This is a genomic window from Flavobacterium sp. AC274 (assembly GCF_979258275.1).
In genome coordinates this window covers 2,414,934-2,441,411 of record NZ_OZ409852.1, presented here as the reverse complement: position 1 = coordinate 2,441,411, position 26,478 = coordinate 2,414,934, and the positions used below count along the sequence as shown (strand labels likewise).

The following is a 26,478-nucleotide window of genomic DNA, read 5'->3' as shown; positions in this document are numbered from 1 at the left end:
TTTAAAAACAAACACTTAAAAACCCTTGTACTTAATCAAATCCTAAATAATTTGATTAAAACAATATATAATTTGATATCAAAATTACTGTATACGCCTTTTAATTAACGAAAAATATTTGATATCAAATTATTTTATCGCCGGATAATTTTAATCAAAAACATATTGATTAAAAAGATAAAAAATCTCAATAAAATAATAATGTTTAAAAAATAGAGATTATGAAAAACATTACTTCTTTTTTAAAAATATTAATGTTAAGAGCGTTTTCATAACGTTGCTTTTACTATTTAATATCCACTTTTCGTTTTCACAAGTAGATTTGAGAACATGCGGTTTTGACTGCACCTCCAACAATTACACTTTGACAGATGTATATTTAAGTCTTTCTAATGTAAATGGAGATCCAATAACAAATACTACCTGTACTATTGGGCAAGTACAACAGGTGTATATTTACCTTAATTATTCTTCGAATTCAAATTCAAGTATACACTTTGCACGGTTAAATTCTGATTTGACTATAAACGGAGTTACAACTTTTTTGAATGTATTGCTTGGAACTATTGTTCCGGGAAGTAACAAAAGTTATTGTACGGGCCATTTAACTGGACTTGCGGTGAAGAATTAAGTCTTACCAATACCATAATAGCCTGGAAAACAAACAGCAATAATGATCCTGGTCCAAATTATCAATGTGGCAGTTTTACAAACTCACAATGTGATTTTACAAATTCGTTTATTATCTCTAAACCATTAGCTGTTCAATTTACTTACAAGGCTTGTAAAGTTGGTGCAAACACAACAGTTACTTTTACTTCTACAACCAATGGAGGTAAAACACCATACACCTACGCCTGGGATTTCCAAAACAATGGCGGCTTACCAGATTCAACCTCACCAAATCCAACGTATACTTATACGACTTCGAATAACACCGCAAAATTAACTGTTACGGACTCGCAAAATATATCAAACACCTATACGCTTCCTATAATTGAGCCAACAGAATTGATGTTAAGTGAATCTCATACTAATGTAGGCTGTAGCGGAGGCACATCGACTATAACGTTGACTGCAACAGGAGGAACTCCTGCCTACACTTACTTATGGAATACCGGTGCAACAACTAAAGATTTGCAAAATGTATCACCCGGCACTTATACTGTTACGGTTACTGATAGTAACAATTGTACAAAACAGCTTTCTGTAACTATAACAAGCGGAGATGTAATTAAGCCAATAATTGATCCGTTGCCTGCTACTTCTACAATTAATTGTCCGGATTTACCTGTATTTACTCAGGCTACAGCCAGTGATAACAGTGGTACAGTAACGTCATTAACCTACGAAGATGTAAATACACCCGGATCTTGTACCGGCACATACTCTATTACCAGAACCTGGACAGCAAAAGATGCCTGCAATAATATATCGCTTCCGGTAAGTCAAACTATAAATGTTGTAGATACTACAGCACCAATCTGGACAACTCTTGCCACTTCTCTTGATGTAACACTTGAGTGCAGTGACATAGCTGGATTGGCTACAGCGCAAAACCAAGCGCCAATAGCAGCTGATAATTGTTCTACAGTAACTTATACTAAAACTAGCGGAAACTTTGTTGCAGGCTCTTGTGCTAATTCCGGAACTTATACCAATACATGGGTTACCCAAGATGCTTGTTTGAATAGTTCAACTACTTTCACTCAGATAATTACAATTCAGGATGCTTCTGCGCCAATCTGGACAACAGCTTCAAATGCATTAAACATAACTTTACAATGCAGTGATGCGGCAGGAATTTCAAACGCGCAAAATCAAGCTCCGGTTGCGACCGATAATTGCGGAGGAACTGTAACTTACACTAAAAACAGCGGAATTTTTGTTGCCGGTTCTTGTGTTAATTCAGGTAGTTATACCAATACATGGGTTGCCAATGATGTATGTTTGAATACTTCTACCACTTTTACACAAGTGATAACAATTATTGATAATACAGCTCCAATCTGGACAACAGCTTCAAATGCATTAAACGTAACTTTACAATGCAGTGATGCTGCAGGATTAACTGCTGCTCAAAATCAAGCTCCGGTTGCGACCGATAATTGTGGAGGAACTGTAACTTACACTAAAACCAGCGGAATTTTTGTTGCAGGTTCTTGTGTCAATTCTGGAACTTACACTAATACGTGGATTGCAAATGATGTATGTTTGAATGCGTCTATTACTTTCACGCAAGTAATTACAATTGAAGATACTACAAAACCAATATGGACTACGCAAACCGCTTCTTTAGATGCAACTTTAGAATGCAGCGATTTATCTGCTTTGGCATCTGCGCAAGCGTTATTCCCAACAGCTTCTGATTTATGCGATGCCGATGTTTTGAATGTCGTAAAAATCAGCGGACAGTTTATAGCTTCAGGTTCTTGTTCGAATGCAGGAACGTATACCAATACTTGGACAGTTACCGACGATTGCGGAAATGTTTCTGATATTTTTTTCCAAGTGATTACAATTGAAGATACTACAAAACCAACATGGACAACAACTGCTAATGAATTAGACTTAACTTTAGAATGTAGTGATTTATCTGCTTTGGCTTCCGCGCAAGCGTTATTCCCAACAGCTTCTGATTTATGCGATGCTGATGTTTTGAATGTCGTAAAAATCAGCGGACAGTTTATAGCTTCAGGTTCTTGTTCGAATGCGGGAACGTATACCAATACATGGACAGTTACAGATGATTGCGGAAATGTTTCTGATATTTTTTTCCAAGTGATAACAATTGAAGATACTACAAAACCAACATGGACAACAACTGCTAATGAATTAGACTTAACTTTAGAATGCAGCGATTTATCTGCTTTGGCTTCCGCGCAAGCATTATTTCCAACAGCTTCTGATTTATGCGATGCTGATGTTTTGAATGTCGTAAAAATCAGCGGACAGTTTATAGCTTCTGGTTCTTGTTCGAATGCGGGAACGTATACCAATACTTGGACCGTTACCGACGATTGTGGAAATGTTTCTGATATTTTTTTCCAAGTGATTACAATTGAAGATACTACAAAACCAACATGGACAACAACTGCTAATGAATTAGACTTAACTTTAGAATGCAGTGATTTATCTGCTTTGGCTTCCGCGCAAGCGTTATTTCCAACAGCTTCTGATTTGTGTGATGCAGATGTTTTGAATGTTGTAAAAATCAGCGGACAGTTTGTAGCTTCAGGTTCTTGTTCGAATGCAGGAACGTATACCAATACATGGACAGTTACCGACGATTGCGGAAATGTTTCGGATACTTTTACCCAAGTAATTACTATTCAGGATACCACAAAACCGACATGGACAACACAAACCGCTTCTTTAGATACAACTTTAGAATGCAGCGACTTAACTGCTTTGGCTTCCGCGCAAGCGTTATTCCCAACAGCTTCTGATTTGTGTGATGCAGATGTTTTGAATGTTGTAAAAATCAGCGGACAGTTTGTAGCTTCAGGTTCTTGTTCGAATGCAGGAACGTATACCAATACATGGACCGTTACGGATGATTGTGGAAATGTTTCTGATACTTTCACTCAGGTAATTACTATTCAGGATACTACAAAACCAACATGGACAACAACTGCTAATGAATTAGACTTAACTTTAGAATGCAGCGATTTATCTGCTTTGGCTTCCGCGCAAGCATTATTTCCAACAGCTTCTGATTTATGCGATGCCGATGTTTCGAATGTAGTAAAAATTAGCGGACAGTTTGTAGCTTCAGGTTCTTGTTCGAATGCGGGAACGTATACCAATACATGGACAGTTACGGATGATTGCGGAAATATTTCGGATACTTTTACCCAAGTAATTACTATTGAAGATACTACAAAACCAACATGGACTACGCAAACCGCTTCTTTAGATGCAACTTTAGAATGCAGCGACTTAACTGCTTTGGCTTCCGCGCAAGCGTTATTCCCAACAGCTTCTGATTTGTGTGATGCAGATGTTTTGAATGTTGTAAAAATCAGCGGACAGTTTATAGCTTCAGGTTCTTGTTCGAATGCGGGAACATATACCAATACATGGACCGTTACCGATGATTGCGGAAATGTTTCTGATACTTTTACCCAAGTAATTACCATTCAGGACACTACAAAACCAACATGGACAACAACTGCTAATGAATTAGACTTAACTTTAGAATGCAGCGACTTAACTGCTTTGGCTTCCGCGCAAGCGTTATTCCCAACTGCTTCAGATTTATGCGATGCTGATGTTTTGAATGTCGTAAAAATCAGCGGACAGTTTATAGCTTCAGGTTCTTGTTCGAATGCAGGAAAGTATACCAATACATGGACGGTTACGGACGATTGCGGAAATGTTTCTGATACTTTTACCCAAGTAATTACGATTCAGGATACTACAAAACCAACATGGACTACACAAACCGCTTCTTTGGATGCAACTTTGGAATGCAGCGACTTAACTGCTTTGGCTTCCGCGCAAGCGTTATTTCCAACAGCTTCTGATTTATGCGATGCTGATGTTTTGAATGTTGTAAAAACCACCGGACAGTTTATAGCTTCAGGTTCTTGTTCGAATGCGGGAACATATACCAATACATGGACAGTTACGGATGATTGCGGAAATATCTCGGATACTTTTACTCAGGTAATTACAATTCAGGATACTACAAAACCAACATGGACTACACAAACCGCTTCTTTAGATGCAACTTTAGAATGCAGCGATTTATCTGCTTTGGCTTCCGCGCAAGCGTTATTCCCAACAGCTTCTGATTTATGTGATGCCGATGTTTTGAATATTGTAAAAATCAGCGGACAGTTTGTAGCTTCAGGTTCTTGTTCGAATGCAGGAACGTATACCAATACATGGACAGTTACCGACGATTGTGGAAATGTTTCTGATACTTTTACTCAGGTAATTACTATTCAGGATACTACAAAACCAACATGGACTACACAAACCGCTTCTTTAGATGCAACTTTAGAATGCAGCGATTTATCTGCCTTGGCTTCAGCGCAAGCGTTATTCCCAACTGCTTCTGATTTATGCGATGCCGATGTTTTAAATATTGTAAAAATCAGCGGACAGTTTGTAGCTTCAGGTTCTTGTTCGAATGCAGGAACGTATACCAATACATGGACAGTTACCGACGATTGCGGAAATGTTTCTGATATTTTTACTCAGGTAATTACTATTGAAGATACTACAAAACCAATATTTAGCGGAGATCTTCCAACTGATATTACGGTTTCTTGCGATGCCGTTCCTGAACCAGCTGAAATGAATGTTGCAGATAATTGCAATTTAGGTTTACCAGTTGTTTTTTCTGAAATTAAAAGTGATATTCAAAATGAATGTGCTTCTAATTATACTTTGACACGTCAATGGACAACAAGTGATTGTGCCGGAAACACGACTTCATTTACTCAAATTATTACAGTAAGAGATACGACTCCGCCAACAGGAACTGCTCCTGCAGACGTTGCAGGTCTACAAAGTATTACAGATATACCGTTAGCAAATTCACAAGACATAATAGATGCCGCTGATAATTGCAGTCAAAATGTAACTATTACGATTAATGATACTAATAATGGAGCTTCTGGTTGCGAAGGAAATGCTTATATCCTAACCAGAACCTATACTTTGATGGATTGTGCAGGTAATAAAACCGATTTAGTGCAAACGTTTACTGTAGAAAATAAAATTTCAGTTTCAGGAATTGCTTCTGCTGTTACTTGTTTTGGCGGAGACAATGGTTCAATTCTGGTTACGAATACAGCAGGCTCAACTGTTGTTATTACAAACGAAGAAAATGAAATTGTTGCAAATTCTAATTTATCAGCCGGAACATATACCTTAACAGCTTCTTTTCCGGTTAATGAAAATCAAACTTGTTCTGCAACAGCAACAGTAATTATTACACAGCCAAGTTCTCCAAATGAAGTAACAACTATATCAAGTGAGGCTTGCGCCGACGATTCCAGTCTTATTAATTTATTAACACTCTTACCGATAAACACAACTGCAACCGGAAACTGGATCGATAAAAATAACAGTAATGCATTACAAGGCAACATTTTCAATCCGTTTGGTTTAGCATTGGGCAATTATTTATTAGAATATCAAATTACCGATGAAATTTGTCCACGAAGCATTCTTCTAAATATGGAGATTAATAATGATTGTCAAGTTTTAGCTTGTGGAAATGTCGTAATACACAACGCTTTTTCTCCTAACGGAGATGGAATAAACGATGCTTTTAAAATTGACAGTATTGATGACCTGACATGTTATCCTGAAAATACAGTTGAAATTTATAATCGATGGGGAATATTAGTATTCGAAACTGTTAACTACAATAACACCACGAATGCATTCGACGGAACTTCCAGAGGCAGAACAACTGTTAAACAATCAGAAGGATTGCCAACCGGAACTTATTTTTATATCATTAATTATAAATCTCTAGACGGGAATAATATAATTCAATCAAATAAAAAAGATGGGTTTTTATATTTATCGAAGTAATAAAAAAGATAATTAACTGTATAACAAACTTTTATACGGATTTTAAATATATTTAATAAAAAAATCCGTATTTTTGAGTATGTAATCTGCAGTTTAATCTTAGGTTTTTACTTCCAAAAAAATCAATAGTAATTTAATAAACATCTACTATGAGAGCAAAATTACCATCCTTAGTCATAATGTTTGTATCCTTTGTAAGTTTTGCACAGCAAGATGCGCAGTTTACACAATACATGTATAATACCATAAATATTAACCCTGCGTATGCGGGTTCTCGCGGAGCGTTAAGCATTTTCGGGTTGTATCGTACGCAATGGGTTGGACTAGACGGGGCACCGGAAACCAGTAGTTTTTCTGCCAACACACCTATAAACAATTCTAATTTAGGAATTGGACTTTCTGTGGTTAACGATAAAATAGGGCCTACAAATGAGAATAGCTTCTCTGTAGATCTCTCTTACACGGTTCAGACATCTGCTGATTTTAAACTTTCTTTTGGTATCAAGGGAACAGCTAATTTATTCAATCTGGATATTAGTAAATTAAATCCGGAAGATCAGGGAGATCCACAATTTCAGGATCTTGACAATAAATTTTCTCCCAATGTTGGAGCCGGAGTTTATTGGCATTCTGATAAGGCTTATATCGGATTATCTGTTCCTAACTTTATCGAAACCAATCGTTATGATGATAATGACATCGCTATTTACAAAGATAAAATCAATTATTATTTAATGGGAGGTTATGTATTTGATCTTGATAAGTATCAGTACATTAAATTTAAACCGGCAGTTTTGGCCAAAATGGTAGAAGGTGCCCCCTGCAAGTTGATGTATCCGCCAATTTTATGTTTATAGATAAATTTGTCCTTGGAGTTGCCTATAGATGGAGCGCTTCTGTAAGTGCTATGGCTGGATTTCAGATCACAGACGGTCTTTATATAGGATATGGTTACGATCGTGAAACTACGAACCTGAACAACTATAATTCAGGATCGCATGAGATATTTATTAGATATGAGTTTATCAAAAAGAACAACAAGATAACCAGCCCACGTTTCTTCTAAAAATATTTATTATGAAAAATTTTATACTCTTTTACATAACCATTTTTAGTTTTGTTGCATTAGAGGGCAATGCCCAGCAGGCAAAAATAAAGGCAGCCAATAAAGATTACGACACCTATGCTTACATCGATGTGATAAAAACTTATGAGAAAGTAGCGCTTAAAGGTTACAAATCTGAAGACATGTTTAGAAAACTGGGAGATTCTTATTATTTTAATTCAGAATTTGAAGGTGCGGCAAAATGGTATGGCGAATTATTTGCCATGAATACAAATATCGAATCTGAATATTATTACAGATATGCCCAATCTTTAAGAGCAACGGGGCAAATTGATAAAGCTGATAAAATGATGGATGAATTTACTTCTAAATTTGAAAACGATACTCGCGGTAAGCTCTACAAAGAAAATCCAAATTATATGGATCTGATAAAAGAAAATTCGGGACGTTATAAAATTGAAGATGCAGGTATCAATTCTAAATATTCAGATTATGGTGCTTCTGTTTACAACAATAAATTATACTTTACCTCAGCAAGAGATACCGGAAATTTTTCTAAACGAAAACATTCCTGGACCGGTGAACATTTCACAAATCTGTATGTATCTGATGTTGATTCTGCTAAAGTAAAAAAATTCAAATCTTCATTAAATTCTAAATTTCATGATGCCACTCCCATTTTTACAAAAGATGGCAAAACAGTTTATTTTACAAGAAATAATTACTTAGATGGAAAAAAAGAAAAAACGAAAACAATACTACATTAGTTAAGCTTTACAAAGCTACTCTTGAAAACGACAAGTGGACAAATATAACCGCCTTACCTTTTACTAGTGACAATTATAGTACGGCGCATCCTGCACTTAGCCCGGATGAAAAAACATTATATTTTTCATCTGATATGCCTGGAACATTAGGACAGTCTGATATTTTCAAGGTAGCCATAAATGATAACGGCGGAAGTTATGGTTCTCCCCAAAATTTGGGCCCAACAATTAATACTGAAGGGAAGGAAACATTTCCGTTTGTAACCGATGAAAAAGAAATCTACTTCTCCTCCGATGGACGACCGGGACTTGGTGGATTGGACGTTTATGTGGGTAAAATGGAAGATAACGGAGCGGTAAGTGAAATACAAAATATTGGTGCAGATGTCAATTCTCCAAAAGATGATTTTGCTTATATAATTGATCCGGTTTCCCGAAAAGGCTATTTTAGTTCTAACAAAGTTGGCGGACAAGGTTCTGATGATATCTACAAATTCCTGGAAACCCGAAAACTTCAATGTATTCAGGAATTAAACGGAATTATTACAGATGCAGAATCAGGAATAATATTACCGCGCACAAAAGTTACTTTATACGAAAATCAAGTAGTAAAAAATACGATTCTTTCTGATGCCGCAGGCTTTTATATTTTTCCTGTAGAATGTGGAAAAACTTATAATGTAAGAGCCGAAAAAGTAGATTACTCCACAAAAGAAGTTAGTATAACTATTGAAAAGGTATCCGGAAAAACAAGTTTACCAATAGCATTAGATAAATCAAAATGCAAAGTCACAATTGGGGATGATCTGGGTAAATGTTTTGGTATAAAAATGATTTATTTTGATCTGGACAAATCCAATATTCGCACAGAAGCAGCTATTGATTTGGAGAAAATACTCGATGTATTAGATAGCCATCCTACAATGAAACTTGATATTCGCTCGCATACAGATAGCCGACAAACACATAAATACAATGAAGCATTGTCTAACCGAAGAGCAAAATCGACAATTGACTGGCTAATTAAAAATGGAATTAATCCAAACAGGCTTATCGGAAAAGGATTTGGAGAAACTCAGCTTGTTAACCAATGTTCAGACAATATAATATGCACCGAAGAACAGCATCAGGCCAATAGACGAAGTGAATTTATTATCACTGCATTATAACAAAAAAACAAGTATAAATAATTAAAAAGCTGTCTTTGGCCAAGACAGCTTTTTCTACAAAAAAAATCGTTGTAACTCAACAAAGAGCTACAACGACTAACTAAAAAACCAGTCCAATAAATCTTTATATTTTCGCGAATATATTTGTATAATATTTTTTACCCGAAGCGTCTGTCGTTACCGCCAAACCAAAATGAGTATAATCTCCTTCGATGTTTTCTTTGTGCCCTGCACTTTCTAACCAGCCTTTTAAAACAGCAGCCGATGTTTGGTAGCCATAAGCAACATTTTCACCTACTTTTTTTGCGCCTAATAATTCGATGATATTTTCAGAACGTGCCACAAAATCATTATGATTCATGACATTATTTGCTATCATATATTTATTATGTTCTTCACTTTTATAAGAAATATGATTAATTCTTTCCAAAGGATTTAAACCAATACTTACTCTATAATCGTTTATTAATTTCATGGTTTCCAACTCCGAATCATTGTAACTATAGCTAGTTATCAGAGTTTCTGTTGTCGCGCTACTATCTTGAGTTGCCTCGGCAGTGTCTGCAGTACATGAGTTCATTGTAATAAAAATTACAACGAACGTCATGATGCACATAATTTTTTTCATAATCAAAATGGTAGTTTAATTCTAAAGTAAATGTTGGGGCAAATGCTTTATATTTATTATGTGATAAATTCCTAATTCTGATTCAAACCTATTTAATTTATCGGTAAACTACAAAAATAATCGATGAAATACATATTTTTAACTAAGAATGATATATTTTTCTTACAATTAAGAAGATAAGCGCTCGATTTTCCATGAAAAATCAGACTGACTTTGATAACGAATTCTGTCATGCAACCTGTTCGGTCTTCCCTGCCAAAATTCAACTTCTAAAGGAGTTACTAAAAAGCCTCCCCAATTATCCGGACGCGGAATTGGTTTTCCTGCAAATTCTGTTTCTAATTTCTTTAGATTTTCTTCTAAAAAAGTTCTGGACGGAATTACTTCGCTCTGGTTGGAAACTATTGCGCCCAATTTACTTCCGTCTGGTCGGGAATCAAAATATCCATCGGATATGTTTTCTGACGTTCTTTGAGCAATTCCTTTAATAATTACCTGACGTTCCATTTCCTGCCAAAAAAAGACAAACAAACATGCTGGTTCGCTGCAATTGCTTTTCCTTTTTCTGAATTATAATTGGTATAAAAAATAAAACCTTCTTCGGAGAATTTCTTTAACAGAACTACTCTCGATTTAGGAAATCCATCCAAACCAATTGTAGAAACTGTCATGGCGTTTACTTCTTCGTTTGAACCAAAATCTTCTACTTCATGAAACCATCTGTTGAAAAGATTAATCGGATCTTCGGGAATATTAGTTTCTAATAATTCGCTTTTTTCGTAAGATTTTCTATAATTGCTTAAATCGTTCATGACTTTAGATTTTAGATTGTTGACTTTAGATTTTAGATTTCTTTGGATTATCTAAAATACTAAAGGTTATATTTTTATTTAAGATTTTTGTCCCGAAGTCTCGGGATAGTAACTCAAAAACTTAGTCACTTAGAATCTTAGAACCTCAGCACCTTAAAACTCAAAACTTCTCCCATCATCACCCAAAAGTACATTTGGGAAAATTTCCTGAGCTTCTTCTTTAAAACGTTCAATTCCATCATATCTTGTAGAATAATGTCCTAAAATAAGTTGTTTTGCATTTGCTTTAAGCGCAATTGTTGCGGCTTCTTTTGAGGTTGAATGTAATGTTTTTAATGCCAAAGGAGCTTCTGATTCTAAAAAAGTAGATTCGTGGTATAAAACATCTACATTCTGTATAATTGGAATTACAGCTTCGTTGTAAACCGTATCAGAACAAAATGCGTAACTCATTGGCGCAATTGGATCAAATGATAACTTTTCGTTTTCGATTACAGTTCCGTCATCAAGGGTAATATTTCCTCCGTTTTTTATTTTTTGATAATAAGCCGTGTGAATACCGTATTGTTGAACGGCATCGACATTTAGTTTTCTTTCAGCAGGTTTTTCCTGAAATAAAAACCCGTTGGTATAAACGCGATGTTTAAGCGGAATCGTTTTTACAATCACTCTGTTATCTTCAAAAATTACTTCACTTTTATCTGATTCCAGTTCATGAAAAAACAAATCATAAGTCGTCCAGGAATTTGATAATCGCAGTTGCAAAGTAATAATTTCCTTAACGCCTTTTGGTCCGTAAATATGAAGATCTGCAGTTCTGCCTAAAAGTGCAAAAGTCGAAATAGTTCCTATTAATCCAAAAAAGTGATCCCCATGCAAATGCGAAATAAAAATGTGATTAATTTTTGAGAATTTAATCTTGTTTTTACGCAATTGCACCTGAGTTCCTTCTCCACAATCAATCAAAAACAATCTGTTCTTAATTTCTAAAACCTGTGAAGTCGGGTTGGTAATTGTTCTGGGAGTTGCTGCATAACAGCCGAGTATGGTGAGCTTCAATTTTGTTGATTCGTTTAATTGTTAATTTGTTTAATCGTAAATTATTGAGCATAAACTCATTAAACAAAATTAGTTTATTTCTGTAATCGATAGATCATTTAATTGGCTGAATCGATTAACCAATTAAACAAATAAACGATTAAACCAATTATCAAAATCCAAGGTCTCTCTCGATTTCTTCCATTTCGATAATGTCGTGTGCTTCTAAAAGTGAAGGAACCACGGCAAGTTTATCAGAAATAGCATTAAAATCAAGATCAGAAACTACAATAATAAAGGATTTTTTTGCTTTTTTTTGTTGTTTTGAAAGTGGTAAAAAAAGTTTCACATCACTTTCGGTCAATTTATCATCAGCTGATAAATCAATTATAATATTTTGTTTTTCAAAGGTTTTAAATTGCTGCGTTACTTTTTCCAGAAAAGATTTAAAATCTCCCTGAGTATCTTTAATTGTAACGGTATGTCCTTTTTGATCTACTTTCATTTTATAATTTTGAGGCTAGTATAAAAATTGATTTCTTAAGCTAAGGTACGAAGTTTTTTTAGTTTTTGTTTTTTGTTCTGTTTTGTTTCAGGTTTCAAGTTTCAGGCTGAGCGTCCCGAAGCTTCGGGAGAAGCCCTTTTTAACTTACAAGCCTTCGACTCCGCTCAGGATGACATCTGTAATTCGATACGAGACAAAGTTAAAACTGTAAACTTTCACTGAAACTAAAAACTAATTTTATTGAATCTTAGACGCCAAAAGATAAATTACTGCCATTCTGATCGCTACTCCGTTTTCTACCTGATTTAGAATTACAGAATGATCAGAATCTGCCACTTCAGAAGTAATCTCTACTCCCCTGTTGATTGGTCCCGGGTGCATGATTACGATTTCTTTTCCAAGAGAATCCAAAAGTGGTTTATCTACTCCGTATTGTTGAGCGTATTCTCTTGTTGAAGGAAAGAAATTCACATCCATACGTTCGTTTTGTACACGAAGCATATTGGCAACGTCACACCATTCTAAAGCTTTTCGCAAGTTTGGTTCAACCGTAACACCAAGTGATTCAATATATCTCGGAATCAGTGTTTTCGGTCCGCAAACTTTAACTTCGGCGCCTTGCATCTGCAAAGCATATATGTTCGAAAGTGCTACACGCGAGTGCAGAATATCACCTACAATAACAACTTTTTTTCCGGCAACATCACCCAATTTTTCTCTGATAGAATAACTGTCTAACAAAGCCTGAGTTGGATGTTCATGTGCTCCGTCTCCGGCATTTACGATACTGGCTTTGACATTTTTAGATAAAAAATAAGCCGCTCCGGGATTGGAGTGGCGCATTACAACCATGTCAACTTTCATGGAAAGGATATTGTTAACCGTATCAATCAGAGTTTCTCCTTTTTTAACCGAGGACTGAGCTGCAGAAAAACTAATAACATCTGCAGATAATCGTTTCTGCGCTAACTCAAACGAAAGTTTGGTTCTTGTACTGTTTTCAAAAAATATATTGGCAATCGTAATATCTCGTAATGAAGGAACTTTTTTAATGGGTCTGTTAATGACTTCTTTAAAATGATCTGCCGTTTCAAAAATTAGGTTAATATCATTCTCGTTGATGTATTTAATTCCTAATAAATGATTTACGCTTAATTCTTTCATTTTTTTCTTTAATATTATTTGTCAATGCTTCTTTAACGAGAAGCTGTTTATTGAATCATTCTGTCTACAACTTCACTATAATCCTGGAGATCTCTCGCATCTTCATCAAAAATCTTCTGCCATTTGAAACCCGGAATTTCAATTTTAGTTCTTGCAGAGCCATCCCATTTTATTTTAAAATCGTTATTTATTAAAACTTCGGCAACTCTTTTTCCAACTTCTATTGTAACCGCATCATCAGCATTATCAACTTTCTGAAAAGCGATATACAAACCTGGATTTTCAGTATCAATTGCTCTTGCTAAATCTTGTTCGTGGTAAAAACAATAACCATCAGACTCTACTTCATTTTCCTGCAAATCTCTTTCAACCTCAACTACTTCATATTCACCGTCGGTTGTCGTATAACCTGCATTATGTAGTGCAATGATATTTTCATCACATAACTCATCAAACGCATTTATAAGCCTTTCAGTATCTGTGGGACTTTGCCATTGTTTACTTTCTGAAAGTAACTTTTGGTATTCTTCTCTTATTTTATCAAAAGCCCATTCTTCTGAGATTTCGTCTGCAAATTCGTTGTCCTCGATTTCTTCTATAATGTTTTCCTGAATTTCATCAAGAGAAAGAAATCCCATTCTAACCTGATTAAAAATTGACTCATAAATAAACTTTTCGTTCTCTGTCATTCTTTATTGTTTATTCGTTTATTTGTTAAATCGTTTATTTGTTAATTGTTTATTCTTTTTTTCGATTAAACGGTTAAACGATTTACCCGATTAAACTTTTTTATAATCATTTCATTTTCCGATTTAACAATTAACCGATTTAACAATTAACCGATTTAACGGTTAAACTAATTGGTTATTAGGTAAACGGCATCTTCGCCTTCATTTTCCTTCCAGCTTACTTTTACTTTTTCATCATTTATGGCATCTACCTGACGGCCGCGATAATCAGGCTGAATAGGTAAGTTACGGCTAAAACGTCTGTCGATTAACACTAACAATTCGATTTCTGATGGTCGCCCAAAAGACTGAATTGCGGTTAAGGCAGAACGAATGCTTCGTCCGGTAAACAAAACGTCATCTATAAAAATGACTTTTTTGTTTTCGACTATAAAATTGATTTGTGTCTTATTGGCTTCAAGCGGTTTATCTGTACGACGAAAATCATCTCTAAAAAAAGTGATGTCAAGATATCCCAAAGGAACTTCAGGAGTTTGGTATTCGTTCTCTAAAATTTGTTTTAAACGTTCAGCTAAAAAAACCCCTCTTGGCTGGATTCCGACTAAAATGGTATCGGAGAAATCAAGATGTTTTTCGATTAACTGACAAGCCAAACGATGGAGTATGATAGTAACTTCTTTTGAATTAAGTAATACTTTTTGGCTCATAATTAAGTGTAATGTTTGGTTGGGCAAATATACGAAATCAGAATTTATTTGTTGGGGTGTTGAGTGGGGAAATATTTTTTTTGGAATTGGTGGGAATGTTGGTGTTGAAAATTTGATTTTTTTTAATTCTTGCATTATATTCTTGAAAAATAAATCTTATTAATAATGGTATTTGTAGATTAAAATTATAGTTTAGCTAATTAGCTACAAATTTATATTTTTATAAAAATAATTTTACTTACTATCAACATAAAAAAATATTCTGTGAATCCTGATTTTAGTAAAAACACAATTGACACTTTAGCAAAAAGAGCTGCTTTCATGTGCTCAAATCCTGATTGCAGAATACTTACTGTTGGTCCTAACTCTGATCCAGAAAAGTCAACAAAAATAGGAGAAGCTGCACATATTTATGGAGCAAGGATTGGTTCTAAAAGATTCATCCATACAATGACAAATCCTGCAAGAGCAGAAATTACCAATTCAATTTGGTTATGTAGAAATTGTCATAAACTGATTGACACGGACGAACATAAATATTCTGCCAACATTTTATTCGCTTGGAGAGAAAAACATGAAGGATATATTGCTTCTTCTTTAGGAAACAGCACTGACCTGATATTATACGAAGAACAAAATTCTATCCTTATAGATTTTAACAATTACTCCCCAATCATCAAACGAATTATAATTGACAAACCTGACGGATGGGAATTTAGATTAACAGCTGAACTCATGAGATTTTTAAATGATCCTCTTTTTAGAAAACTTAATGATTTAAAAAAGGGATTATATTTAAAACCATTAGAAAATATTAATTCCGACCAAGCATTCAATTGGATTCAAGAAAGACTAGCTGAGCTGACAAGAATTTCAACTCCTGCTGTTGGATTGCTAGACAGCCTAACTAAAAGTTGGGGGAAGCCTGGAGAATCTGGAGATCTGAAAGAAATTCATCACGTTACTAAACTCATTAAAGAATATTTAGAACATGTTATAGCATTTGAAGAAAGAATTCTATTTGTAAATGTTCCTAAAGAATATGAAAAAGCCGTTCATTTACTTCAAAATCTGATTGGTTCACAGGCAGAGAAATTATCAATTATTCCTTTAGAACTTGATGCCGTTGTTTCAATTATCCAAAATCCTCAAAAAGAAAATGACACTCCTACAATAATTAAAAAGGAAATCATTTTTGAGATACCAGATTCTTGGCAAAAAGAATTTAACAGAGAATTAAACAAATTACAAAATAAGCAAGTTTACACCACTACTAGTTCATCGGGATGCTTTACAACTTTAATAGTTATAATAGGAATCATAATATTCTTAATATTCTAACTTCACATTTTATCAATTACTTACATAAAATCTTTATTGAATTCCTTACATTTAATCAAACAATAAAACACCAAACATCATGAGAAAAATAATCGTTATAACTATGATTACAATCGATGGCGTAATGCAAGCACCTGGTGGACCTGATGAAGATACTTCAAACGGTTTTGAATACGGAGGATGGGTGGCGCCTTTTGGAGATGAAGAATATGGTAATGTCATGCAGGAACAAATGAAACCCGCAGATATTTTATTAGGCAGAAAAACATTTGATATTTTCGAAGATTATTGGCCCAAACATGCAGAAGGCTGGCCCGGAATTAATGACGTTACCAAATACGTTTTGTCTTCCACCAGAAAAAACTCTGATTGGGAAAACTCAGAATTTCTTTCGACTGTAGAAGATATCAAAAAACTCAAAAATTCTGAAGGCGGCGATATTAAAGTTTGGGGAAGCGCTACACTTGTTCAGCTTTTGCTTCAATATGATTTAGTCGATGAACTTGCACTCTTAATTTATCCTATAATTTTGGGAAAAGGAAAAAAACTATTTAGTGATAGTTCAACTCCTGCAGGATTTACATTAATAGAGAGCACAACTACACCAAGTGGCATTATTGCGGTTAGTTATAAACGAGGTGGAGAAGTAAAAACTGGTACAATTGGGGAGTAAATAATTATGTATACAAGTCCCAGCGGGACGTTATATTTATAGAAATAAATAAGTCTAATCCGCAAAAACCCCATCGGGGTGATATCTCCAATACTACAATCAAAGAGATATGTCGCTCCGCTGAAGCTTTTCTCAATTGCACGTAATTAATTTGCTATAAACATTATACTCCGCTGGAGCTTTTCTCTATTTCGCATAATTATTTGCTATAAATATTATGCTCCGCTGGAGCTTTTCTCTATTGCGCATAGATGTTATTCATTAAACTCAATTAAGTAATTGGCTAAATCTAATACAATTAAATCCCATAGGGACAGCATGCTTATAGCAATTTTGTAGATTTATTTTATTGAACCCAGCGGGGGTGACTTACAATTTAAATATACAATTTATGGCAAATACCTACTCGCAACTATACATTCATATTGTTTTTGCTGTTAAGGGAAGACAAAACCTGATTTCAGCAAATTGGAAGGACGAAATTTATAAATATATTACTGGTATTGTTACAAATAAGGGACAAAAGCTAATTGCTATTAACGGAATGCCTGATCATATCCATATTTTAATTGGTTTAAAACCAGACATGTCCATTTCAGATTTAGTTAGGGATATAAAATCAAATTCATCAAAGTTTATAAATAACAAAAAATGGATTAATGGAAAGTTTGAATGGCAAACTGGATTTGGAGCTTTTTCATACAGTCATTCCCAATTAACAAATGTTATACATTATATTGAACGTCAGGAAGAACATCATAAAACAAAAACATTCAAAGAAGAATATATTGAATTTTTGAAATTATTTAATATTGATTTTAAAGATGAATATCTATTTAGTGAGGTTTAATGTCAATTATAATTGGATAATAAATTTCACTCCGCTGGAGCTTTTCTCAATTGCGTATAATTATTAGCTATAAATATGATGCTCCGCTGGAGCTTTACAATAGTAACCATCTATTTCATTCTACTATTGATGTAATCCCAAAATCATAGAACTTTTGAGTCAAATTATATAACACATTTTTTTGCTCTTTGAAGTAATTTTATTTTACGATAATTAGAATACAAAATTCTTTTTAAAACAAATTAAAAAAGCAAAATCATGCAAAAGAACATTACACGTTTGTTAATGGTATTCGTAATACTGTTTTCATTTACAAGCTGCGAACTAGTTGGAGACATTTTTAAAGCCGGAATGGGTGTCGGAATTTTTATCGTCGTTTTTGTTATTGCGATAATAATCTGGATCTTTAGCAGGTTTTTCAGAAAATAAAAAACATAAAAAAATCCCAAATTCTCCTTTTAGTTGGAATTTGGGATTTTTTAATATTGTAATTTATACATTAAAGATTATACATCTTCTTTCTTAATTCCTGAACTTTTTCATCATCAAGATATTCGTCAAATGTCATGTAGCGGTCGATTGCCCCGTTTGGTGTAAGTTCCACTACTCTATTACCAACCGTTTGTGCAAATTCGTGGTCATGCGTTGTAAAAATTACAGAACCTTTAAAGTTTTTCAATGAGTTGTTAAAAGCTGTAATAGACTCCAAATCTAAGTGATTTGTTGGCTCATCAAGCATCAGGATATTAGCGCGTTCCATCATCATTCTTGACAACATACAACGTACTTTTTCTCCTCCTGATAATACTCGACTTGTTTTTAAAGCTTCTTCTCCAGAGAAAATCATTTTACCTAAGAAACCTCTAATGAAAACCTCATCACGCTCTTCTTCTGTTTTTGCGTATTGACGTAACCAATCTACCAAAGTCAAATCATTTTCAAAGAAGGAATGATTTTCTGCAGGTAAATAAGCCTGATTTGTTGTAATTCCCCAATCAAAAGTTCCGGAATCTGCTTTTTGCTGATTATTTAAAATTTCGTAGAAAGCTGTTGTAGCACGTGAATCTTTAGAAAAAAGAACAATTTTGTCGCCTTTTGCCATATTCAAATCTACATCTTTAAACAAAAGATCTCCATCTATAGAAGCTGATAAACCTTCAACATTCAAAATCTGATCTCCAGCTTCACGATCCTGATCAAAGATAATTGCTGGATAACGACGGCTTGAAGGTTTGATTTCAGAAATATTCAATTTAGAAATCATTTTTTTACGTGAAGTTGCTTGTTTAGACTTTGCAACGTTCGCACTAAAACGACGAATAAATTCTTCCAATTCCTGTTTCTTTTCTTCTGCTTTTTTGTTTTGCTGAGCACGTTGTTTTGCCGCTAATTGACTAGACTCGTACCAGAAAGTATAGTTTCCTGAATAGTGATTGATTTTCCCAAAATCGATGTCAGAAATATGTGTACAAACCGCATCTAAAAAGTGACGGTCGTGAGATACTACAATTACTGTATTTTCATAATTTGCTAAGAAATTCTCTAACCAGGCGATTGTCTCAAAATCCAAATCGTTGGTAGGCTCATCCATAATAAGCAAATCCGGGTTTCCAAAAAGTGCCTGCGCCAAAAGTACACGAACTTTAATTTTTCCCTCCAGATCGCCCATTAAAGTATAATGATGTTCTTCGTTGATTCCTAAGTTAGATAACATTGCAGCAGCATCAGAATCGGCATTCCAACCGTTCATTTCTTCAAACTGAACTTGTAATTCTCCAATTCGATCTGCGTTTTTGTCGTTGTAATCTAAATAAAGTTCATCCATTTCTTTTTTAACAGCATACAGAACTTTATTTCCCATCAAAACAGTTTCCAAAACCGTATGCTCGTCGAACATGTTGTGATTTTGGTTTAAAACCGACATACGTTTTCCCGGTTCTAAATGAATGTGGCCAGAAGTTGGATCGATATCGCCCGAAATGATTTTTAGAAAAGTAGATTTTCCAGCACCATTGGCTCCAATAACTCCATAAATATTTCCGTGAGTGAAAGTGGTATTTACTTCGTCAAACAAAATTCGTTTGCCAAATTGAACTGATAAATTATTGACTGTTAACATGAATGTCTTTTTAATTAATTTGGTGCAAAAGTACGGAAAAAGGTTCAAAAATGCAAAGGTGCAAAGGTGCTAAGTTTTTTTATTGCAAAGGGTGTTCTTTCCACCATATAAGTTATATAAGTTCATTTAAATTAAGCTTAATAAATTAAAAAACTGTGTGCAAAAAATTTCACCATATAGTTATACAAAAACTAAACTTATAATATCTTATATCACTTATATGGTTAAAAAAAATCACAGTTTACTTTCCTTCGCCAAAGCTACTTCTAAACTTTCAAAATTGGGCAGGACTTTAGAAATCAAACCTTCTTTATTCAGAATAAAATGTGTTGGAAATGAGTTTAATTGCAGGCTTTCATTCATATATACTTTCATATCCGGAATTACGGAATAGGATAATGGTTTTCTTGCTAGAAATGCTTTTAATTGTTCGGGTGAATCTTCGGCCAGACTTATAAAAAGAATGTCTTTTCGATCTTTGTATTCATCTGTTAATCTATTTACCTGTGGAAATTCTCTTATACAAGGCGTACAATGAATATACCAGCACTTTATCACGATGATTTTCCCTTTCATTGATTCGTTTGAAACTAGGTTTCCGTTTAAATCTGTGAATGAGAAATGCGGAAAAGCGGTGCCTTCCATTTTATAGTTTTTGTAGGCATCAAAACCAATTTGATTGATGGTAGCTTTTATACTCGTATCTGATTTTGGCTTAATTTTAAACAGTTTATAATAATAAATTGAATCGTCTGATTTTAATCGAATTGGGATGAAATTTCCGTTTGCTAACTGATCTAAAAAGGTTTCTTTTGAAATTTCTTTTGAAAGAACATCAAGTGCCACAAAATCTCTGGAAAGCATGATTTTTTTACTTTGATAGGCTGACCAATCTGTAAATGCTTTTTGAATTTGAATGGGATCTACTTCAGGGTTGCCAAATTTTGTTTGGGCGAAACTTGACGTGAATATTAGAAATAATAGTATGTTGATTGCTTTTTGCATTTTTGATTTTATTGAAATTCAAAAATAGCCATTTTTTTTTAAAGCCTTGTCTTTTTAGAACGCGGATGACGCGGATTTGCTTTGCAAAGACACGGATTATTGCGGATTTTTTACTTGCATTTTTTTATTCGCATTTTATGTCATCCTGAGCGTCCCGAGGCCTCGGGAGAAGTAACGATAGTGGGTCTACAAAGATTGGCAATTTCTATACAGAGTTTCCTGCATTTCTTTCGACTTCGCTCAGGATGACAAACCTATCTGAAAATATATCAAACCTCTTATGAAACCTAAAGCCCTAGCCCTGATAGAAGTGGAAATCCTTTTGTGCCGGTCCCGAGGCTTCGGGAGGCACAAAAGATTGAAACGGATAGCAGGAAATAGCTCCTGAAAAACATTATTCTTTTTACTTCATCTTAAACCATAAAAAAACCCGGCAATAAAATTGCCGGGTTCATAATGCTCTCCTTCAGGTGAAAACCAAATAACAAATCAACTGAATTCGATACATTTATTCGAAATAAAAACCAGATTAAAAAATAAATAACCAAACTCAATTTTAACCGTCCCAATTTTTCTATTTCTAAATTTTCTATTCATTGTAACTAGTTTAAAAAGTTAATTACTTTGAATGATTTTTTGTTTCCTGCTTTGTCTGTTACTACAACTATAAACATTTGTTTTGTTGAGAAACTTTGGTTTTGCAACAGGATTTCTTTATTATTTTGGATATTTTGGTGGTTTACCAAATTTTGTCCAATTGTATTAAATACGTCTACACGAGCAATGTCTTCAGTTTCGTTTGTAACTGATAAGGCATTGTTTTTAAAGTAAACAATTGTATTACTTTTTACTTCAATTTTATCAACTGCCAATGTTTTTGCTGCTGATTGAGAAGCAAAATAAGTAGCATACGCTTTAGACAATTCAGATGAATTACCACAAGAAGAGGCATCCCAGTTTACAGACCAAGTCATTAAACCTCTTAAAGAAGGATATGGTCCGCCTGGCTGCATAGTGTATGTTCTTCCTGAAAAAGTGGTTCCGGTTCTTAAATAATGCATAGCATTAATTCCTTCTGTCGGCGTTAAATAACCGCTGCCTGCTGCACTTGGACAAGCTGGTAATGCAATAAGAACTTTTGAGGGCGGTAAACCATCAAAATGCATTCCTGTTGTAGCAATGTTATATCCTTTTATAATCATATCGGTTAGGGCTGTTACCATATTTGATTTCTTAGCTGAACCATAATATTGACCATCTAATCCGTTTTCTCCTCCTGTATTATACAATTGTACCGCTAACAAATCCAAATCATTACGCAAGTTTTGAATGATTGGCAGGAAGGAACCAAAAGTATCCGTATAGGTAGAATATCCTCCTTGTACGTATTGTGTTTCAGGAGCTGCAGTTAATAAAAATCCAGGGCCATAGTAAGCTTTTAATTCTTTGAAAGCATCTACTACGTTTTTTAATCTTGGATAAGCAGAAATACCCACATAAGAAATATCTCTTAAACCTCCTGCATTAAAATTCATCGATCCGCCTTCAAAATCAATATCAACTCCATCAAATTGATACTCATCAATAATTGCTTTTAAACCATTAACAAAAATATTTTTTTGAGCTACATTGTCTAAAACAACATGACCATTTTGACCTCCGATAGAAACAATAACAGGAACGCCACTATCTCTTAAGGATTTTATATCATTTTTCAACAATTGCTTATTAAAAACACCATTGGTCAAGTATCTAGTGTCATTTGTAGTTAATACTGGTGTATAACCATCACGATTAACGGTTTCTACGAAAGAATAATCAACTACGTTAAACTTACTTCCTACCATTTGAGAAAAATATAAAAATGGAGCACCTGCATTTTCCCAGGAATGTGCATATCCTAAAATAATTTTAGATGGAAGCGGAATGAATCTATTAGTGCTCACCGGAGCAATTTTAATTGTATTGTTTAATGTAGTTACAGCAGCTTTATTATCTGTTGCTTTGATTACAACCGGATAATCCTGATAAGCAGATGGTGTAAAATTATACGTATAGGTATTATTTGTGCCTGCTGTCATATTAAATGTACCTCCATTTATTGTAATTGTAACACCTGAAACTGATCCGTCACTATCAACAGCTGTAACTGAAATTGGTACAACCTGAAAAGAACTCTGGGTTACAGTAGTATTCGATGGTGAACTCCAAGTAATTACCGGCAATGAATTCGGGCAGTTTGCACCTGAACAAGTTAATGTAAAACTATATGTTTTTGACTCTGTTGTTCCGTTTGATGCCGTAGCCGTAACGGTTAATGTATGAGGAAGCGAAAACTGATTTGCCGCCGGTGTCCAAACCGATGTGTAAGTTCCCGAAGAATTGGTAGCACTCAGGCTTTGTCCATCTAAACTAAACACAACAGATGAGATTGTAGTAGCATCAGCAGCGCTTAATCCAACACTTGCAACAAAATTAATTGCTGATCCTAAATTTATAGCAATTGCCGAAGCTGTTGGCGCTGTAATGGTAACTACTGGCTTAGTCGCAACTACCGCTTGTCTGTTAAAATTATAAGCTGTTGGCGTTGTTGGAACTGCAAAGTTGGCTAAGTTATTTGGATAATAAGTCACTTCACCATTTTCCCATGAGTTTAATTTTAAACTCAAAACTTGTGAATAACCTGCTACAACTGAATTATCGAAAGTATAATTTCCTGATGCATCTGTTGTTGCAAGAACACTTTTCCAGTTGTGTGTGTTATCTGTCCATGGTAAAACGATTTCTACTTTTGCACCAGCAACCGGAGTTGTTCCGTTTTTAACTGATCCGCTAATCGAGTTTGCCGCTACCAATGCTGCTTTTGCAGTAGAACTTGTATTGAAGTTATAAACCGTTGGGTTTGCAGGAATTGCAAAGTTGGCCAGATTATTAGGGAAGTAAGCTACTTCTCCGTTTTCCCAAGAGTTTAATTTTAAACTTGTAGCGGTTGTGTAACCTGCTACAACTGAATTATCAAAACTGTATTTTCCTTGTGCATCTGTTATCGCAATTACACTTTTCCAGTTGTGTGTATTATCTGTCCAAGGTAAAACTAATTCTACTTTTGCACCAGAAACAGGAGTTGATCCGTTTTTAACTGTTCCGCTAATTTTACTTGAAGGAACTACAATAACATCTTGCGCGAAGTTTAATGTTTTGTTTGAAGTCAGATTCGTATAAACTGTTGAAGCCGGAGTAAATGTTTGTCCTGCTAAAGCTGCCGTTACAGTATAATTTCCGCCAGCAGGCAAATTAGCAATCGAATAAATTCCGCTTGAATTTGTAGTTGCTGTAAAAGTTCCGGTTGTTGAAGTTGCCGTAACTGTTACGCCTGAAACCGGAGTTGTATTATTTAAAACAGTTCCGCTTACTGTGTAATAAACCACTGGCGCACCCTGAGCAAAATTCAACGTTTTGTTAGCATCAATTGCTGTATAAACTGTTGAAGTTGGCGTGTAGGAGAATCCTGTTTTTGCAGCTGTAACGGTGAAGTTAAGCCCGGCTGTTAAACCTGCAACGCTGTAAACCCCGCTTGCATTAGAAGTCGCAGTTAAAACTGTAGATCCAGAAGTTGCTGTAACAGTTACACCAGAAACTCCTGTTGCTCCGTTAAGAACAGTTCCGCTAACTGTGTATAAAGGCTGAGTTCCGTTAATAACAACTGCCGTTTGATTTGTTGTTACATTCGTTAATGTTACCGGAGTAAAAGTATACGTGGCTTTTGAAGCTGTAAGGATATAATTTTGTCCTGAAGTTAAGTTGCTGAAAGTGAAATTTCCTCCTGTAGAAACTACGGTTTGCAATATTACATTGCTTGCATTACGCAAATCAACTGTAACATTTGGTACTAAAGCTGATCCGTTTTTTACAGAACCCGAAATACTTACTGTTCCCGGAACTACGCTTCCAAAAGAGGTATCAACCTGAGTTAATAATGAGTTTGGAATTGAACCTCTTGTATCCTGAGATAATTCCCAAACCATACCTCCGGCAAGGTTTCTCGATTTAATATACTGCACTTTTAAATCCATTGATTGCTTATCTTCATAAGAAATAAACTGTTTTAAAGTAGCATTGTATAAATAAGGAACTTTTGTTGTATTGTCAAAATATCTTACCCATCCTGCAGAAGCCGCAGTTGGTGTAACTAACATGGTATTTGGATCTAAATAAGCATGTGAATTTGTAACTGGATTTCCAACTAAATCACAAATTTCGATACTTCCTGATTTTTCGCAGGCTGCAGGGCCATCCCATGTTCCTGTTGGGTTTTGCGGATTTGTACATCCTGAAACGATGTATCTTGGTGCAGCAACGAATAATCCCGGTAAATTTGGATTGGTTCCGTTATTGGCAACATTATCGAATTTTTTTCCGTAGAAAGGCAATCCCATGATTAATTTATTCGCAGGAAAACCAACAACATTCAAATATTGATTCGTTAATTCGTCTAATGATTCTGATTGTGTTGCGCCATAAAGCGGGTCATTTGTGTTTCCACTTGCGTATAAAGGAGCATTGTAGCATGTTTTGTCATACCAGTTTCCACCAAAATCATATCCAAAATAAGTAATGTAATCACAATAAGTCGAAATATCTTCTGTCATTCCGTATTGTGCTCTGTTTGATGGTCCTAAATATTGTTTGGCAACATTTCGAACATTGTTTCCGGCAGCAATAGTGACTAATTTATTTGGCATTGCCTGACGCATTGCTTTCAATAAATACACTAAATTTTTGTTGTCGTCCGGGCTGTACTTTTGTGGAGGAATTGGTGCTCCATTAATTACTTCAGTACCGTCTGTTCCTCCGGAAAGAGGATATTCCCAGTCGATATCGAATCCATCAATAAATGGGTATTTTACAATGAAGTTTGCCATATCTGCAGCCAAAGCAGCTCTTGCAACAGGACTTGCTGCAATTGGAGAAAGATCCTGTCCTTTTGTCCATCCTCCAACAGAAATTAAAATTTTAAGATGTGGATACTTTTCCTTAAGTTTCATTAAGTCATAAAAGTTCCCTTTTACAGGAGCATCCCACGGAATTCCGCCTTCCATATGCTCAAAATCAGCATAAGTGTCTAAACATAACAACTTTGTGTTTTCCGGATGAGCGGGATCATAAGTTGTTCCATAAAAAGAATAATTCAAATGCGTAATTTTACTTCCATCTATTTTTGGAACGTTGAAATCCCTCGCGTAAATAGACCATTGCGCATAATACCCTACTACTTTTTTACCATGAGCTGGTTGTGCCATGGCGAGCAAGGGAAACAGTAACAATAAGAGCAATCTGTAATAATGTTTCATAATTAATAAATATTGGTTAATAGAAAATAAATATTC

Annotated in this window: 15 protein-coding genes and 3 pseudogenes; 8 read left to right on the top strand and 10 right to left on the bottom strand. The window is 34.8% G+C overall.

Annotated elements, in window-relative coordinates:
* The first annotated feature begins 364 nt into the window (after positions 1 to 364).
* From ACZZZT_RS11330 to ACZZZT_RS11315, 4 genes and pseudogenes are all read left to right on the top strand, one after another.
* Positions 365 to 631 (top strand): hypothetical protein, encoded by a 267-nt coding sequence (locus tag ACZZZT_RS11330; protein ID WP_463460427.1) that lies wholly within the window; start codon positions 365 to 367, stop codon positions 629 to 631.
* Positions 592 to 6,558 (top strand): HYR-like domain-containing protein, encoded by a 5,967-nt coding sequence (locus ACZZZT_RS11325; RefSeq protein WP_463460426.1) that lies wholly within the window; start codon positions 592 to 594, stop codon positions 6,556 to 6,558. Before ACZZZT_RS11330 ends, ACZZZT_RS11325 begins: the two co-directional genes overlap by 40 nt.
* A gap of 149 nt (positions 6,559 to 6,707) precedes the next feature.
* Positions 6,708 to 7,624, top strand: a pseudogene (locus tag ACZZZT_RS11320) (PorP/SprF family type IX secretion system membrane protein).
* 11 nt (positions 7,625 to 7,635) lie between these two features.
* Positions 7,636 to 9,560 (top strand): annotated as a pseudogene (locus tag ACZZZT_RS11315) (OmpA family protein).
* A 124-nt stretch (positions 9,561 to 9,684) separates the two neighbouring features.
* Here the strand turns inward: ACZZZT_RS11315 and ACZZZT_RS11310 are convergent.
* The 7 genes and pseudogenes from ACZZZT_RS11310 to pyrR form a co-directional block, all read right to left on the bottom strand.
* A complete protein-coding gene (locus ACZZZT_RS11310) occupies positions 9,685 to 10,188 on the bottom strand; it encodes a CAP domain-containing protein (protein ID WP_463460425.1) in 504 nt (167 codons plus the stop codon).
* Between the two features lie 168 nt (positions 10,189 to 10,356).
* Positions 10,357 to 11,000 (bottom strand): annotated as a pseudogene (gene pdxH / locus ACZZZT_RS11305) (pyridoxamine 5'-phosphate oxidase).
* A 153-nt stretch (positions 11,001 to 11,153) separates the two neighbouring features.
* Positions 11,154 to 12,059, bottom strand: a complete 906-nt coding sequence (locus ACZZZT_RS11300; RefSeq protein ID WP_463460424.1) for a ribonuclease Z — start codon at positions 12,057 to 12,059, stop codon at positions 11,154 to 11,156.
* A 151-nt stretch (positions 12,060 to 12,210) separates the two neighbouring features.
* Entirely contained in the window at positions 12,211 to 12,543 is a 333-nt protein-coding gene (locus ACZZZT_RS11295) for a ribonuclease Z (RefSeq protein WP_073395084.1), read from the bottom strand.
* Between the two features lie 237 nt (positions 12,544 to 12,780).
* Positions 12,781 to 13,707, bottom strand: a complete 927-nt coding sequence (locus tag ACZZZT_RS11290) for an aspartate carbamoyltransferase catalytic subunit (protein ID WP_029273654.1) — start codon at positions 13,705 to 13,707, stop codon at positions 12,781 to 12,783.
* 47 nt (positions 13,708 to 13,754) lie between these two features.
* Positions 13,755 to 14,396 carry a DUF6891 domain-containing protein gene (locus ACZZZT_RS11285; RefSeq protein ID WP_463460423.1) on the bottom strand — a complete coding sequence of 214 codons (642 nt, stop codon included), beginning with the start codon at positions 14,394 to 14,396 and terminating at the stop codon, positions 13,755 to 13,757.
* Between the two features lie 167 nt (positions 14,397 to 14,563).
* Positions 14,564 to 15,103: a bifunctional pyr operon transcriptional regulator/uracil phosphoribosyltransferase PyrR gene (gene pyrR, locus ACZZZT_RS11280; protein WP_463460422.1), complete on the bottom strand. Its 540-nt coding sequence runs from the start codon at positions 15,101 to 15,103 to the stop codon at positions 14,564 to 14,566.
* 264 nt (positions 15,104 to 15,367) lie between these two features.
* Between pyrR and ACZZZT_RS11275 the strand changes: the two genes are divergently transcribed.
* The 4 genes from ACZZZT_RS11275 to ACZZZT_RS11260 all read left to right on the top strand — a co-directional run bounded on the left by ACZZZT_RS11275 (position 15,368) and on the right by ACZZZT_RS11260 (position 18,396).
* Complete coding sequence (locus ACZZZT_RS11275; protein ID WP_463460421.1) at positions 15,368 to 16,444, top strand: hypothetical protein; 1,077 nt, start codon at positions 15,368 to 15,370, stop codon at positions 16,442 to 16,444.
* 79 nt (positions 16,445 to 16,523) lie between these two features.
* Complete coding sequence (locus ACZZZT_RS11270; protein ID WP_463460420.1) at positions 16,524 to 17,117, top strand: dihydrofolate reductase family protein; 594 nt, start codon at positions 16,524 to 16,526, stop codon at positions 17,115 to 17,117.
* Positions 17,118 to 17,508: 391 nt separating this feature from the next.
* Positions 17,509 to 17,967 carry an IS200/IS605 family transposase gene (gene tnpA, locus ACZZZT_RS11265; RefSeq protein WP_463460419.1) on the top strand — a complete coding sequence of 153 codons (459 nt, stop codon included), beginning with the start codon at positions 17,509 to 17,511 and terminating at the stop codon, positions 17,965 to 17,967.
* A gap of 258 nt (positions 17,968 to 18,225) precedes the next feature.
* The gene (locus tag ACZZZT_RS11260) at positions 18,226 to 18,396 is read left to right on the top strand and encodes a hypothetical protein (RefSeq protein ID WP_165587198.1); all 171 of its coding nucleotides are present in this window, start codon (positions 18,226 to 18,228) and stop codon (positions 18,394 to 18,396) included.
* A 70-nt stretch (positions 18,397 to 18,466) separates the two neighbouring features.
* On the opposite strand, the gene ACZZZT_RS11255 is transcribed toward ACZZZT_RS11260, so the two are convergent.
* From ACZZZT_RS11255 to chiA, 3 genes are all read right to left on the bottom strand, one after another.
* Positions 18,467 to 20,086, bottom strand: a complete 1,620-nt coding sequence (locus tag ACZZZT_RS11255; RefSeq protein ID WP_042565020.1) for an ABC-F family ATP-binding cassette domain-containing protein — start codon at positions 20,084 to 20,086, stop codon at positions 18,467 to 18,469.
* A 234-nt stretch (positions 20,087 to 20,320) separates the two neighbouring features.
* Positions 20,321 to 21,091, bottom strand: coding sequence for a TlpA family protein disulfide reductase (locus ACZZZT_RS11250; protein WP_463460418.1), 771 nt, complete (start codon positions 21,089 to 21,091; stop codon positions 20,321 to 20,323).
* Between the two features lie 602 nt (positions 21,092 to 21,693).
* On the bottom strand, positions 21,694 to 26,442 hold the full coding sequence (chiA, locus tag ACZZZT_RS11245; protein WP_463460417.1) for a T9SS-translocated chitinase ChiA: 4,749 nt from the start codon (positions 26,440 to 26,442) through the stop codon (positions 21,694 to 21,696).
* Positions 26,443 to 26,478: the final 36 nt, after the last annotated feature.

What these genes read in the sequence shown, in the direction of transcription:
- ACZZZT_RS11310 (WP_463460425.1), bottom strand. Translation starts at nt 10,188, where the DNA reads ATGAAAAAAATTATGTGCATCATGACGTTCGTTGTAATTTTTATTACA.
- ACZZZT_RS11295 (WP_073395084.1), bottom strand. Translation starts at nt 12,543, where the DNA reads ATGAAAGTAGATCAAAAAGGACATACCGTTACAATTAAAGATACTCAG.
- ACZZZT_RS11290 (WP_029273654.1), bottom strand. Translation starts at nt 13,707, where the DNA reads ATGAAAGAATTAAGCGTAAATCATTTATTAGGAATTAAATACATCAAC.
- ACZZZT_RS11285 (WP_463460423.1), bottom strand. Translation starts at nt 14,396, where the DNA reads ATGACAGAGAACGAAAAGTTTATTTATGAGTCAATTTTTAATCAGGTT.
- pyrR (WP_463460422.1), bottom strand. Translation starts at nt 15,103, where the DNA reads ATGAGCCAAAAAGTATTACTTAATTCAAAAGAAGTTACTATCATACTC.
- ACZZZT_RS11270 (WP_463460420.1), top strand. Translation starts at nt 16,524, where the DNA reads ATGAGAAAAATAATCGTTATAACTATGATTACAATCGATGGCGTAATG.
- tnpA (WP_463460419.1), top strand. Translation starts at nt 17,509, where the DNA reads ATGGCAAATACCTACTCGCAACTATACATTCATATTGTTTTTGCTGTT.
- ACZZZT_RS11260 (WP_165587198.1), top strand. Translation starts at nt 18,226, where the DNA reads ATGCAAAAGAACATTACACGTTTGTTAATGGTATTCGTAATACTGTTT.
- ACZZZT_RS11255 (WP_042565020.1), bottom strand. Translation starts at nt 20,086, where the DNA reads ATGTTAACAGTCAATAATTTATCAGTTCAATTTGGCAAACGAATTTTG.
- ACZZZT_RS11250 (WP_463460418.1), bottom strand. Translation starts at nt 21,091, where the DNA reads ATGCAAAAAGCAATCAACATACTATTATTTCTAATATTCACGTCAAGT.
- chiA (WP_463460417.1), bottom strand. Translation starts at nt 26,442, where the DNA reads ATGAAACATTATTACAGATTGCTCTTATTGTTACTGTTTCCCTTGCTC.